The 13,136-nt window shown below is 63.9% G+C and carries 11 protein-coding genes; 9 read left to right on the top strand and 2 right to left on the bottom strand.

Annotation, left to right across the window (positions count from 1 at the left end):
* Window positions 1-298: 298 nt before the first annotated feature.
* Both NKG99_RS34065 and NKG99_RS34070 read left to right on the top strand, forming a co-directional pair.
* Window positions 299-1,057, top strand: coding sequence for an SDR family NAD(P)-dependent oxidoreductase (locus tag NKG99_RS34065; RefSeq protein ID WP_352873767.1), 759 nt, complete (start codon window positions 299-301; stop codon window positions 1,055-1,057).
* Window positions 1,058-1,158: 101 nt separating this feature from the next.
* Window positions 1,159-1,365 (top strand): hypothetical protein, encoded by a 207-nt coding sequence (locus NKG99_RS34070; protein WP_352873769.1) that lies wholly within the window; start codon window positions 1,159-1,161, stop codon window positions 1,363-1,365.
* A gap of 89 nt (window positions 1,366-1,454) precedes the next feature.
* Here the strand turns inward: NKG99_RS34070 and NKG99_RS34075 are convergent, their stop codons facing one another.
* On the bottom strand, window positions 1,455-2,156 hold the full coding sequence (locus NKG99_RS34075; RefSeq protein ID WP_352873770.1) for a GntR family transcriptional regulator: 702 nt from the start codon (window positions 2,154-2,156) through the stop codon (window positions 1,455-1,457).
* A 237-nt stretch (window positions 2,157-2,393) separates the two neighbouring features.
* Here NKG99_RS34075 and NKG99_RS34080 point away from each other — a divergent pair, with 237 nt between their 5' ends.
* From NKG99_RS34080 to NKG99_RS34110, 7 genes are all read left to right on the top strand, one after another.
* Entirely contained in the window at window positions 2,394-3,434 is a 1,041-nt protein-coding gene (locus NKG99_RS34080; protein WP_352873772.1) for an ABC transporter substrate-binding protein, read from the top strand.
* Window positions 3,435-3,513: 79 nt separating this feature from the next.
* On the top strand, window positions 3,514-4,596 hold the full coding sequence (locus tag NKG99_RS34085) for an ABC transporter ATP-binding protein (protein ID WP_352873782.1): 1,083 nt from the start codon (window positions 3,514-3,516) through the stop codon (window positions 4,594-4,596).
* Window positions 4,596-5,522, top strand: a complete 927-nt coding sequence (locus NKG99_RS34090) for an ABC transporter permease (protein WP_352873773.1) — start codon at window positions 4,596-4,598, stop codon at window positions 5,520-5,522. The genes NKG99_RS34085 and NKG99_RS34090 overlap by 1 nt, the downstream gene beginning before the upstream one ends.
* On the top strand, window positions 5,519-6,319 hold the full coding sequence (locus tag NKG99_RS34095) for an ABC transporter permease (RefSeq protein ID WP_352873775.1): 801 nt from the start codon (window positions 5,519-5,521) through the stop codon (window positions 6,317-6,319). The genes NKG99_RS34090 and NKG99_RS34095 overlap by 4 nt, the downstream gene beginning before the upstream one ends.
* Window positions 6,320-6,366: 47 nt before the next feature.
* On the top strand, window positions 6,367-7,953 hold the full coding sequence (gene ggt, locus NKG99_RS34100) for a gamma-glutamyltransferase (protein WP_352873777.1): 1,587 nt from the start codon (window positions 6,367-6,369) through the stop codon (window positions 7,951-7,953).
* Between the two features lie 316 nt (window positions 7,954-8,269).
* On the top strand, window positions 8,270-9,796 hold the full coding sequence (locus NKG99_RS34105) for an acyl--CoA ligase (protein WP_352873778.1): 1,527 nt from the start codon (window positions 8,270-8,272) through the stop codon (window positions 9,794-9,796).
* Between the two features lie 2 nt (window positions 9,797-9,798).
* Complete coding sequence (locus tag NKG99_RS34110; RefSeq protein WP_352873779.1) at window positions 9,799-10,779, top strand: 2-dehydropantoate 2-reductase; 981 nt, start codon at window positions 9,799-9,801, stop codon at window positions 10,777-10,779.
* Between the two features lie 171 nt (window positions 10,780-10,950).
* Here NKG99_RS34110 and NKG99_RS34115 read toward each other — a convergent pair whose 3' ends face one another.
* Window positions 10,951-12,894 carry an adenylate/guanylate cyclase domain-containing protein gene (locus NKG99_RS34115; RefSeq protein WP_352873780.1) on the bottom strand — a complete coding sequence of 648 codons (1,944 nt, stop codon included), beginning with the start codon at window positions 12,892-12,894 and terminating at the stop codon, window positions 10,951-10,953.
* Window positions 12,895-13,136: the final 242 nt, after the last annotated feature.

Genomic DNA, 13,136 nt, shown 5'->3' on the forward strand with positions numbered 1-13,136 from the left:
CGCTCAACGCGAGCGCGACGACCGGTTCTTGATCTCTACCTCAACCGCAGGCGCCCCTCCCGCGCAGCGGGTTCGTTCTCCGGCCAGTGTCTGCCGCTCCCTCCCGCGAGCTTTGGACACCTTGACCCAATGCCGGCCCGCGATCACAAAAACTACATAGTACAAACAATAACATACGAGTGCCCAGTTTCATCCTTTCGGGCGAACCAAAATCATCCATGGATTATGGTTCGTTGATTGCGACCGCTACTGTCCGATTTCTTGGGACAGGCGGAAGCCCGCGGAGCCTGATTTGACCATGTCTCCTACCAGCATCCGGCGCGCACTTATCACCGGGGCCGGCGCCGCCGACGGCATCGGGTTCGCCATTGCCCGGCAGCTCGGCCGCGCCGGCCATGCCGTCTTCCTCACCGGCGCCAGCGCGCGGGTGCTCGATCGCGCCGCCGAACTTTGTGCCGAAGGCATCGATGCCACTGCCGCAATCGCCGATCTCACGGCCGCATCGGACGTCGCGGGGCTGCGGGCGGATGTCGGCGCGGTCGATATTCTGGTCAACAATGCCGGCATGGGCTCACTGGCATCGCCCTCGGTCGACAAGGCGTTTCTCGCGATGACCGAGGCCGACTGGGATCAGGGGATCGACGTCAGCCTGAAGACCGCATTCCTCGTCACGAAGGCCTTTCTGCCGGCGATGGTCGAAGCGGGCCATGGGCGCATCGTCAATGTGGCGTCGGTCACCGGACCGCTGGTGTCTTTCGAAGGCACATCAGCCTATTCCGCCGCCAAGGCCGGCATGGTCGGCCTGACTCGCGCGTTGGCACTCGAAGTGGCGAAGAGCGGCATCACGGCCAATGCCGTTGCTCCCGGCTGGATCGAAACGGGGTCGTCGAGCGAGATGGAGCGGCAAGCTGCCCTGCATACGCCGCCGGCGCGGGCCGGGCGGCCGGACGAGGTGGCCGCGGCGGTGGTGTTCCTGGCGTCGGAAGGCGCCAGCTATGTCAACGGCGCCCTGCTGGTGGTCGATGGCGGCAACAGCCTTCAGGAGCGCAAGGGCTGAACGTCGGTCGGCGCTGGTGCCTTCGGCCAATCAGCGGGAACCAAACCGCTCAGCAGCGGTTTTCCCCCTGAAGGGACCGCAAATCTTACGGGTGCGGAACAATGCACGACCATCTGGAAATGGAGCTGGCGAGGGCCAGGCAGCGCGTCAAGCGCGCGGAACTCTTTCTCACGCGAGCAAATGAGATGCTGGACGAGGAGCGCGGCGTCGGCATCAGCCTTGCCCTGTGCTGCCGGATCAGATCCGAGCAAAAAAAAGTGGCTGAAGCGCGCTCACGCCTTCGCCGGATCGATCCCACCACACACTGATCATTCCATGACTATGATGCCCTTCGAATCTCCCGGCTGAGGCAACGGCTCGGGCTCGCGGCGCGCATCGGTAGCGTCCAGGTGGTTCCTCACGAGGCCTTGGCGAGAAAATTGCGATAGTCCGACTTGGCCTGCAGCAGGCGCAGCACATTGTCACGTGATCCCCGCACATGGGCGCGGGCCAGCGTGCCGGCGCGGCGGGCGTCGCCGGCACAGATGGCGTCGACGATTTCGGCGTGCTCGTCACGGGCGATCTTCCATTCGTCCAACCACAGGAGTTCGGTCCAGACATAGTGCTGGCACTTGTCGAGGATGCCGCACAGCATGCCGTGCAGCATGACATTGCCGCTGATTTCGGCGATGACGCGATGCAGGTCGATGCCGACTTCCAGTTCCTGGAATTTTTCCCTGTTGGTGCGCTCGGGAATGGCGGCGAGCCGCTCGCATTCGGCCAGCATGGCGCGCAGCCGCGCCTTGTCCGCTTCCGTCGCCGCAGCCGCCGCCAACTCGGTCGCGTGGCCGTCGAGCAGCTCGCGGATCTCGAAGGCCTCGCGGAACATGTTGATGTCAAACTCGGTGACGACATAGCCCTGGCGCGGCCGGCCGGTGACCAGGCCGTCGCGCTCGAGGCGGTTGAAGGCTTCGCGCACCGGGGTGCGGCTGACATTCAGCTTCACCGCGATGTCGTTTTCGGTGACGCGCGAGCCCGGCGGAATCTGGCCGGTCACGATCATCGCCTTGAGCGAGGAGTAGACCGAGTCGCGCAGCGTATTTTTCGTTTCCTTGGCCAAGGTTCCATTCCCAGTTCTCCGGCCTTTCAGCCGGAACACGATAGCTGTAGTCGCAGTCGGCGTAATTTGCCACGCCCTCGGCGAAGCCATCCCTCTCCATCTTGTCCGGCACGAAGCGCGTAAAATTCGATCGCGCCGGCGGTGTTGACAACATCGATCGCTAAGCTACACTCAAAATTGTATACAAAATAGCATGCGAAATCAAAAACAATGGGAACACCGGTTGGAGAGCCGAAAATGAACAGGACCAGAAGCGTTAGCGTTGTCGCGATGGCCGGCCTCATGGCCTCGCTCGCGGCCCCCGCCATGGCGGGCGACACCATCACCGTCGCCTCATGGGGCGGCACTTACCAGGAAGCGCAGACCAAGGCGTTCTTCAAGCCGACCGCCGATGCGCTCGGCATCACCATCAAGGAAGACACCACCAACGGCCTCGACGACGTGCGGCTGCAGGTGACCGGCAATGCGGTGAAGTGGGACATTACGGAGCTCGGCGCCGACGAATGCGCGCGCGGCTCGAAGGAAGGGCTGTTCGAGAAGCTCGACTACGGCATCATCGACAAGAGCGGCATCAACCCGAAGCTGGTCCATGATGACTGGGTCGGCATTTCCTACACGTCGGTCGTGCTGATCTACCGGACCGATGTCTTCGGCGACAAAGGGCCGAAGACATGGGCCGATTTCTGGAACGTGGAAAAATTCCCGGGGCGGCGCGCGCTGAGCGGCAGCCAGGCGACGGAAACGCTGAGCGTCGCGGCACTGGCCGAGGGCATTCCGATCGATAAGGTCTATCCGGTCGACATCGACGGCGCTTTGAAATCCGTCGACAAGGTCCGTGGTCACGTCGATGCATGGTGGACCTCCGGCGCCCAGGCCATGCAGCTGGTGAAGGACGGCGAAGTCGATATGGCGAGCATCTGGAATGGCCGCGCCGGCACCTTGAAGAAGGAAGGCGCGCCGGTCAGCTTCTCCTTCGACCAGGGTGTTCTGACCGCCGACTGCATGGTCATCCCCAAGGGCGCCAAGAACAAGGAAGCGGCGATGAAGGCGCTGGCGATGTTCGTGAGCCCGCAGCTGCAGGCCAATCTGCCGCTCTATGTCGACAATGGGCCGGTCAACGAGAAGGCTTTCGAGACCGGGAAGATCCCGCAGGAGAGGATCAAGGACATCAATTCGGCGCCCGAAAACGTCAAGAAGCAGGCGCTGCAGGACCCCGAGTTCTGGCGTGACAATCTGGTCGAGGCGACGGAAAAGTTCAACAATCTGATCCAGCAATAGGCCGCGGCCGCAACCCAAACCACGGCAGGGCGGCGCCTCGCCCTGCTTGCGCCGCCTCAGCCTCTAGGAGACGATGATCTTGTCCATTGCGCCATCCGCGCTGCCGATCAGCATGCGCCGGATCGAGAAACGATTTGGCAGCGTGCCGGTGCTGCGCGACCTGAACCTCGATGTCGAGGCCGGCGAATTCCTGACGCTGCTCGGGCCTTCCGGATCCGGAAAGACGACGCTGCTGATGATCCTGGCCGGCTTCGTGCGGGCCAATGCCGGCTCGATCAGGGTCGGCGACGATGAGATCATCACCACGCCGCCGCACAAGCGCAACATCGGCATGGTGTTCCAGAACTATGCGCTGTTTCCGCATATGAACGTCTTCCGCAACATCGCCTTTCCGCTGAAGCAGCGCGGCGTCGCCGCCGCCGAGACGGCCGAGCGCGTCGAAAAGGCGCTCGAGCTGGTGAAGTTGCAGGGCCTGGGCGAGCGTCGGGTCGACCAGCTCTCCGGCGGCCAGCGCCAGCGTGTGGCGCTGGCGCGCGCCATCGTCTTCAAACCGCGCATCGTGCTGATGGACGAGCCGCTGTCGGCATTGGACAAGGGCCTGCGCGAGCATATGCAGATCGAACTGCGCAGCCTGCACCGGCGGCTTGGCATGACCACGATCTACGTCACGCATGACCAGCGCGAAGCGATCACCATGTCGGATCGCATTGCCGTCATGAACGCCGGGCGCATCGAACAGCTCGACAAGCCCGAAACTCTCTACGCCATGCCGCAAACGCGATTTGTAGCCGGCTTCATCGGCGAATCGAACTTCATCCCGGTCGAGTGCCGCGATGGGTCGGTCTGGTACGAGGACCGGAGAATCCACACGGCAGCACCAGTGCCGGCGGCTGGCCAGCACCTGATGGTGGTGCGGCCGGAAAAGCTGCGACTGCTGGCAAACGTCGAACCGGCGAGCGGTATCAACGTGCTCGACGCGACGTTCAGCGACATCATCTACCAAGGCGACAGTTTCGTCTGCTACGCACTGCTGCGCGATGGCCGCCAGCTGACATTGCGCGACTATTGCCGCAGCGATGTGCTGGCGAAAATGCCGGCTCCCGGCCAGCCGGTCAGGCTCGGCCTCGATGCGCAGGACACGATCCTGGTGGCGGCGGATTGATGAGCGCGCAGTCCGCCCTCATGGAAGAGACTGGCGGCCATGCAGGCCGGGACTTGAACGCGCAGGCGCTGCGCACCGATGCGCGGCGTGAATCGATGCGGCTGCTGGCGCTGCTGGCGCCGAGCCTGTTCCTGGTCTTTGCCATCATCATCGTGCCGATCGGCTGGCTGTTCTGGCTGTCGCTGTTCGACGAGGCCGGCGCCCTCAGCGCCGCCAACTATGGGCGCTTCTTCGAACAGGCCTCCTACATCAGGACCTTCGTCACCACCTTCAAGGTCGCCTTCATCGTCACCGGCGCCTGCGTCCTGCTCGGCTACCCCCTGACCTACATGCTGTCGCAACTGCCGCGCCGGGCGGCGTCGATCTGCCTGATCTTCGTCATCCTGCCGTTCTGGACATCGGTGCTGGTGCGCACCTATGCCTGGCTGGTGATCCTGCAGCGCAAGGGCCTGATCAACAGCTGGCTGATCGAGCTCGGCGTGATCAGCCAGCCGCTATCGCTCGCCAACAATCTGTCGGGCGTGGTCATCGGCATGACGCATATCCTGCTGCCGTTCCTGGTGCTGCCGCTCTACGCCTCGATGAAGACAATCGACACCGACTGCCTGCGCGCCGGCATGAACCTCGGCGCCGGCCCGGCCGCCAACTTCCGGCAGATCTTCTTTCCGCTGTCGCTGCCCGGCCTTGCCTCGGGCGTGGTCATCGTCTTCGTGCTGTGCCTGGGCTTCTTCGTCACCCCGGCGCTGATGGGTGGCGGCAAGGTGATCATGTGGGCCATGCGCATGGAACAGACCACCAGCCTCTACTCCAACTGGGGCGCGGGTGCCGCACTTGGCGTGGTGCTGCTTGTGGTCACGCTGGCGCTTCTTGGCCTGTTCCAGTGGCTGCTCGGCGCGCGCGCCACAGGTGTGTGGAGTTCGCCATGAGTGCGGATGTCGGCCTGCCGATCTCGCACCGGCAACGCCTGTGGCTCTACTGCCTCGGCGGCCTCGTGCTGTTGTTCCTGATCGCGCCGTCGATCATCATCGTCTTCATGTCGTTTTCGGATTCGACGCTGCTGCAATTCCCGCCGCGGCAATGGTCGCTGCGCTGGTACCAGACCTATTTCGGCTCGCTGGAGTGGCGCGACGCCACGATCGTCTCGGTCAAGGTGGCTGTCATGACCGTGCTCGTCGCTACCCCGTTCGGCACCGCGGCTGCCTATGCCATCAACCGGGGCACGCTGCGCTTCAACGGCACCATCAACGCGCTGCTGACCGCGTCGCTGATCGTCCCGGTGATCCTGATCGGCATCGGCACCTTCTTCCTCTATGCGCGGATCGGGCTCAACAACACACTGACCGGGCTGGTCATTGCGCACACGGTGCAGGCCTTGCCGCTGGTGGTGCTGACGGTGCTGTCGGGGCTGCGCTCCTACGACATGAACCAGGAGCGGGTGGCGCGCAGCCTCGGCGCCGGACGTGTCGCCGCCTTCTGGCAGGTGACGATGCCGCAGATCCGCTTCTCGATCGTCTCGGGCGCGCTGTTTGCCTTCATCACCTCCTTCGACGAAGTGGTGGTTTCGCTGTTCATATCGGGCGGCGAGACCACGACATTGACGCGCCGCATGTTCAACGCGCTGCGCGACCAGATCGACCCGACGATCGCCGCCATCTCGACCTGCCTGATCGTGCTCTCGGTCGCGCTGTTGTCGGTTGCGCAGATCTTCGGCCGGCGGCATTGATTTCAAGTGACCCATTCGCAGAAGTGACCAGGGGATATCCAGACAGAATGCGTGATTTCCAGTTTCCCGGCCGCTCGCCGGTTCGTGCCACGCAAGCGGTTGCCGCGACGTCGCATCCGCTTGCGACCCTTGCGGCCATCGAGATGCTGCGCTCCGGCGGCAATGCCATGGATGCAGCGGTCTGCGCCGCCGCGGTGCAGGCGGTGGTCGAACCGCAGTCGACCGGCGTCGGCGGGGACTGCTTCGTGCTTTACTGCCCGGCGGGACAAGGCAATGTGCTGGCCTTCAACGGCTCCGGTCGGGCGCCGGCCAAGGCGACGGTCGACTGGTATCTGGAAAAAGGCTTCGACCGCATCCCGCTGCAGGGACCGCACGCGGTCACCGTGCCGGGCGCCGTCGATGCCTGGAGCCGCCTGCTGGAGGATCATGGCCGCAAGGGCCTTGCCGAAGCGCTGGCGCCGGCCATCCATTATGCCGAAAACGGCTATGTCGTGCATGACCGTGTCGCCTTCGACTGGGCCGAGCCGGAGACCGACCTGTCGGCCGACGAGCATGCCGCGCGCATCTTCCTGCCTGGCGGCAAGGCGCCGAAGGCCGGCGATGTCCACCGCCAGCCCGAACTGGCGGCCACCTTGCGCATCATCGCCAGGCAAGGCCGTGCCGGATTCTACGAAGGCGCCGTCGCCGACGATATAGTGCGCCGGCTCAACGAATTGGGCGGGCTTCATTCGACCGAGGATTTCGCCGCCACCCGAGGCGACTATGTGGCGCCGGTCAGCACCTCCTATGGCGGCCACGAGATTCACCAGATGCCGCCGAACAATCAGGGGCTGACGGCGCTTTTGATGCTGAACGTGCTATCGGGCTTCAAGCTTGGCGGGCTCGATCCCAATGGCGCCGAACGCCTGCATCTGGAAATCGAAGCCGGACGTCTGGCTTACCGCGACCGTGATCGCTTCGTCGGCGACCAGGACCATGTGCCGGTGCCGGTGAAGCAGCTTTTGTCAGGCGCCTATGCCGACCGGCTGCGCGCCGGGATCGACCGCGACCGCGCCATGACGCACCTGCCGCGCGTGGAATTGCCCGGCAGCGACACGGTCTACATCTCCATCGTCGACCGCGACCGCAACGCGGTCTCGTTCATCAACTCGACGTACTATTCGTTCGGCAGCGGCGTCGTCGGCCCGAAGACCGGCATCGTGCTGCAGAACCGTGGCTCCAGCTTCCGCCTCGACCCGGCGCACCCGAACGCGATCGCGCCCGGCAAGCGGCCGATGCACACGATCATGCCGGGCATGGCGACGAAGAACGGCCGCGCCGTGATGCCGTTCGGCGTCATGGGCGGCGGCTACCAGCCGTTCGGACATGTCCACCTGCTCACCAACATGCTCGATTTCGGCATGGACCCGCAGCAGGCGCTGGACGCGCCAAGGGTGTTCTACAACGATGATACCGTGGAGGCCGAGCGCGGCGTCCCCGCCGAGGCGATCGAGGGCCTGCGCCGGCGCGGCCACCGCATCACCGAGCCGCATCACCCGCTTGGCGGCGGACAGGTGGTGCTGATCGACTGGGAGAAGGGGACGCTGACCGGCGCCTCCGATCCGCGCAAGGATGGTTTGGCGCTTGGATATTGAGACTGAGCGGAACAATCGTGGCGGCCTGGAGAAGGCGGCAGTTGCCACAACGAGCGTTGGCGCCGCCCCTCATTGCCCTGCCGGGCATTTCTCCCCGTATAGTGACGGGGAGAAAGACGCTTTCATCGATGGTCTCGCCAATCGCCAGCGTTGCAAGAAATGCCCCTAGGGTGCGGCTTCCTCTTCTCCCCGTCACTATACGGGGAGAAGGTGCCGGCAGGCGGATGAGGGGCGGCGCCAACGTCGACAATTGTTCCGAAGCGACTATCTTCGGGCCGAAATCGCATGCAGGACACTTGAAACATAGCCGGTGATCATGACCCAAACTGAAACCCATACAGACCTCTCCCGCCGTCTCGCCGCCGGTGCCGACGACGCGGCGGCGATCCTGGCACCCGACAGGGCGACGCTCACCCATGGCGGATTGCGCGGCCTGATCGCCGACACGGCAAATCAGCTGCATGCGCGCGGCATCGGCCGGGGCGACAGGGTGGCGATCGTGCTGCCGAACGGGCCCGAAATGGCCTCCGCCTTCGTCGCCGTGGCGGCCGCCGCCTCGACGGCGCCGCTCAATCCCGCCTACCGGGCCGACGAGCTCGACTTCTACCTGACCGACATCGGCGCCAGGGCGATCCTTGTCGCGGAGGGCGAGACCGGACCGGCGGTGACGGTGGCCGAACGCCTCGGCATCGGCGTGCTGCGGCTTGTCGTGCAGCCCGACACACCCGCCGGCAGCTTCACGATCGAGGGCGCGGCGGTCGCACCGCCGGCAGTGCCTGACATGGCGCGGGATGATGACATCGCGCTGTTGCTGCACACGTCCGGCACGACATCGCGGCCAAAACTGGTGCCGCTCAGCCATGCCAACATCGCGGCCTCGGCCGCCCATATCGGCGGCACACTTGGCCTGACGGCCAATGACCGTTGCCTCAACATCATGCCGCTGTTCCACATTCACGGCCTGATCGCGGCCGTGCTGTCGTCGCTGGCATCGGGCGGCAGCATCTTTTGCACGCCCGGCTTCAACGCGCTGCGCTTCTTCCAGTGGCTGAGCGAGGCACGACCAAGCTGGTACACGGCGGTGCCGACCATGCACCAGGCGATCCTGCCCCGGGCGGCACGCAACACCGAGGTGCTGGCGGCTGCGCGGCTGCGTTTCATCCGTTCGTCCTCGGCGTCGCTGCCGGCGCAAGTGATGGCCGAGCTGGAGGCGACCTTCGGCTGTCCGGTGATCGAATCCTACGGGATGACCGAGGCCGCGCACCAGATGGCGTCGAACCGGCTGCCGCCGGGCCAGCGCAAGCCGGGCAGCGTCGGTGCCTCCGCCGGTCCGGCAGTGGCGGTGATGGCGCCCGACGGGCGACTGCTCAAAGCCGGCGAGACCGGCGAGATCGTCATTCGCGGGCCCAACGTCACGGCGGGCTATGAGAAGAACCCGGATGCCAACGCCACGGCCTTCGCGCATGGCTGGTTCCACACCGGCGACCAGGGCGTGCTGGACGAGGACGGATATTTGCGCGTCACCGGGCGGCTCAAGGAGATCATCAACCGCGGCGGCGAGAAAATCTCGCCGCTCGAGGTCGACGATGTGCTGATGGATCATCCGGCGGTGGCGCAGGTGGTCACCTTCGCCATGCCGCATGACAAGCTTGGCGAGGAGGTGGCGGCGGCGGTTGTGCTGCGCGACGGCATCAGTGCCACCGAGGGCGACATCCGCCTCTATGCCGCGACGCGGCTTGCCGACTTCAAGGTGCCGCGCAAGATCCTGATCCTGGACGAGATCCCCAAGGGCGCGACCGGCAAATTGCAGCGCATCGGCCTTGCCGCCAAACTCGGACTTTGACGATGAAGGTCACCATCTTCGGCGCCGGCGCGATCGGCGGCTATCTCGCGGCCAGGCTCGCCATCACTGGGCGGACCGATCTTTCGATCGTCGCGCGCGGCGCCCATCTGGAAGCGATCGAGGCAAACGGCCTGCGCCTGATCGAGGATGGCGAGGAAATTTCGGTCCCCGTCCGCGCCGCCGCCAAGGCCGAGGAACTTGGCGTTCAGGACTATGTCGTGCTGGCGCTGAAGGCGCACTCCCTCACCTCAGCGCTTGACCAGATCGCGCCGCTGCTTGGGGAACACACATCCGTCGTCACCATGCAGAACGGCGTGCCGTGGTGGTATTTCCATGGCGTCAGCGGGCTGCTCGAAGGCACCAGGCTGAACGCGGTCGATCCCGGCGGCACGATCTGGCGGCGGATCGGGCCGGAGCGCGTCATCGGCTCGGTCGTCTATCCCGCCGTCGAAGTGGACGCCCCCGGCCTCATTCGCCATGTCGAGGGCAAGCGTTTCTCGCTCGGCGAACCCTCCGGCGAGCGCAGCGAGCGGGTGACGCTTCTGGCCGAGGAAATGGTCAAGGCCGGCTTGCAGGCGCCGGTGCGCGACGACATACGCGGCGAAATCTGGGTGAAGCTGTGGGGCAATCTCTCCTTCAACCCGATCTCGGCGCTGACCGGCAGCACGCTTGCGGGAATCGTCGCCGACGAAGGCACCCGCACGCTCGCCCGCACCATGATGCTGGAGGCGCAGGCGATCGGCGAAAGCCTCGGCGTGCGTTTTCCCATAGCGGTCGACCGGCGCATCAAGGGCGCCGGCGATGTCGGCGAGCACAAGACCTCGATGCTGCAGGACCTGGAGCGCGGCCGGCCGATGGAGATCGACGCGCTGGTGAGCGCGGTGCAGGAACTTGGCCGGCTGACGGGTCAGCCGACGCCGACCATCGACGCCGTGCTGGCACTGGTGCGGCGGCTGGCGGTGGAGCGCGGGTGTTATGGGTGAAGGGTGGCGTCGAAGCTTTGAAGCGGCGGCCTGTCCCGATGATGCGCGGTGGCGGCTATGCGCCCCATGTCGGCCGTTAAAGTTAGTTGTGCCACCGCCTTACAGCGGACATTACCGGCGACCGCGCTTGAGGGCGTAGTTGCGCCAGGAACGGACCTGCCTTCAACCAACTCATTTTCTGGGCATAATATTCAGGGTCATTGCTTCACTCTCCTCGTGGCCTGCTGATATTCGAGCTCCAGTCGCGGCTATTTGGGCCCCCATCCGATTGACAAGCGCGACATAACGGGGCTGAGCGCGGAGCGAGTCGAGGTCGCTATCCTGACGCATCCAAGGCATGCGCAAAATGAGGTAGGCATGTGATGCAGTTAGCTGACGTTCCAGGCAATCGATAGCCTGCTCCGTCTTGCCCAGCTTCGCATAAAAACAGCCCATGTTGTACTGAACCGCAATGTTGTCTCCGGCGAACATTTCAGCACGGGAGGCCCACGACAGCGCGCGTTCAATCTCGCCAATCTCCGCCAGCATTGTGGCCCCGTAACATAGCGCGGTGGCATTGTCGGGATGCGCTTTGACTTCCTTTTCCACTCGCAGCACACCTTGCCTTGCTGCTTCCTTGGCGTCGTCGCTGCGGCCAAGTGAAACATAGACCATCACTAGATTGATCCAGACCCGATAGTCATCGGGTGACAACGATACGGCACGCTGGTACAGACCGGCAGCTTTCTCGTATTGACCTTGAATGAAACAATTCCGGCCGTAAGAGAAATAGGTATCGGAAGAACTGGCGTCTAACTCTAAAGCTCGCTCGAACTCCACTTCCGCCTCGGCATACCGGCCATTTACGAACAAGGCCCCGCCACGTGATGCGTGGGCGTCGGCGAGACCTGGCTCAAGTTCCAGCGCCCGTGTGCTGTTGGAAAGGACTGCCTCGAAGCAGGCGTCGGGATCGTTGCAAGTCAACAGAAGCCACTCACAATCAGCCAAAGCGGCATAAGCGCGCGCATAATTTGGGTCAATTTCAACGGCTCTAGCAAACAGTCGCTGCGCTGTTTTGATAAACTTGGTCTCGACTCCCCTGTTGAGGAACGACCTGCCCATCAACAGCGTCTCGTAAGCCTCTGGGTTGTCGGTCGAGCGGTTTGTAATAGTCTCCAGTTCTTCGGGCAACAGCTTCACTTTGAGGACATCGACTATGGTCTTGGAAATATCGTCCTGCAGTTTGAAGATATCGTCCAGCGTCCGGTCATATCGCTCGGCCCAAATATGGTCACCGCCACGACCATTGATTAGCTGAGCCGTGATGCGCACCCGTCCTCCAGCCTTGCGTACACTTCCCTCCAGGACGTAGGCGACATTCAGCTTCTTCGCCACTTCCTCGATTAATACCGCCTTGCCCTTGAAGGTAAAGACGGTATTGCGCGCGACGACGGAGAGTCCGGACACCTTCGAAAGGTCGGTGATAATGTCCTCGGTGATGCCGTCGGAAAAGTACTCCTGCTCGGGATCGCCGCTCATGTTGACAAAGGGCAGAACCGCGATCGAGGGTTTATCCGGGAGTTGAGGCACCGCGCTTTTGCCGGTCCCGCCTGTTCCGGCGCGGTAAACCTGCACCGGCTTTGCGATATTCTTGAGCGCGTGCTCGCCGAGATCGTCGAACGCCAATGTCAGCTTGCCGGTGACATGATCGTGCACGGTGGCGGAGACGTAGATGCCGCCGGGCTCGGCCAGACCCTCCAGCCGGGCTGCCACGTTGACACCGTCGCCATAGAGATCGCTGCCCTCGACGATGACGTCGCCCAGATTGATGCCGATACGCAGGACGATGCGGTAGGCCTCCGCCACGCTCTCGTTGGCCCCGGTAAAACCCTTTTGTAATTCGACGGCGCATTGGACGGCATCAACCGCACTGCCAAATTCCACCAGCACACCGTCGCCCATCACCTTGACCACGCGGCCGTGGTGCTGGGCAACCACTGGAACCAGAACATCGCGCCGCCGCGCTTTGAGAGCGGCCAGTGTGCCAGCCTCGTCGTGCTCCATGAGGCGCGAAAAGCCAACGACATCAGCAGCCAGAATCGCGGCAAGGCGGCGTTGGGTTCGAATCTCGGCCATGTGGGTTGAAGACTTTCAGAAAGCCCGGCATCTGGGAATGTATTGGTAATCTGGCCTGGAGTCTATCCGGCCCGACTTCCGAGATGGGTCAGATCGCGTCGATGGGGGCGCCTGAACGTCCGCTTCTCACATTCCAGGCCTCCAAGCCGCAAGTCCGCTTCCGTGAAGAGTTTCGGGCGCCGGCAGGCGTACGAAAGTCCCCGAGGAAGGAACCCGCGGGCCACAGTCGATGGCTATGGGGA

This window comes from Mesorhizobium sp. M1409, assembly GCF_040317535.1.
In the GTDB taxonomy this organism is placed as follows: Bacteria; Pseudomonadota; Alphaproteobacteria; order Rhizobiales; family Rhizobiaceae; genus Mesorhizobium.

Excerpts from the sequence above, each read along its gene's own strand:
- NKG99_RS34065 (WP_352873767.1), top strand. The coding sequence starts at position 299 with ATGTCTCCTACCAGCATCCGGCGCGCACTTATCACCGGGGCCGGCGCC.
- NKG99_RS34070 (WP_352873769.1), top strand. The coding sequence starts at position 1,159 with ATGCACGACCATCTGGAAATGGAGCTGGCGAGGGCCAGGCAGCGCGTC.
- NKG99_RS34080 (WP_352873772.1), top strand. The coding sequence starts at position 2,394 with ATGAACAGGACCAGAAGCGTTAGCGTTGTCGCGATGGCCGGCCTCATG.
- NKG99_RS34090 (WP_352873773.1), top strand. The coding sequence starts at position 4,596 with ATGAGCGCGCAGTCCGCCCTCATGGAAGAGACTGGCGGCCATGCAGGC.
- NKG99_RS34095 (WP_352873775.1), top strand. The coding sequence starts at position 5,519 with ATGAGTGCGGATGTCGGCCTGCCGATCTCGCACCGGCAACGCCTGTGG.
- ggt (WP_352873777.1), top strand. The coding sequence starts at position 6,367 with ATGCGTGATTTCCAGTTTCCCGGCCGCTCGCCGGTTCGTGCCACGCAA.
- NKG99_RS34105 (WP_352873778.1), top strand. The coding sequence starts at position 8,270 with ATGACCCAAACTGAAACCCATACAGACCTCTCCCGCCGTCTCGCCGCC.
- NKG99_RS34110 (WP_352873779.1), top strand. The coding sequence starts at position 9,799 with ATGAAGGTCACCATCTTCGGCGCCGGCGCGATCGGCGGCTATCTCGCG.
- NKG99_RS34115 (WP_352873780.1), bottom strand. The coding sequence starts at position 12,894 with ATGGCCGAGATTCGAACCCAACGCCGCCTTGCCGCGATTCTGGCTGCT.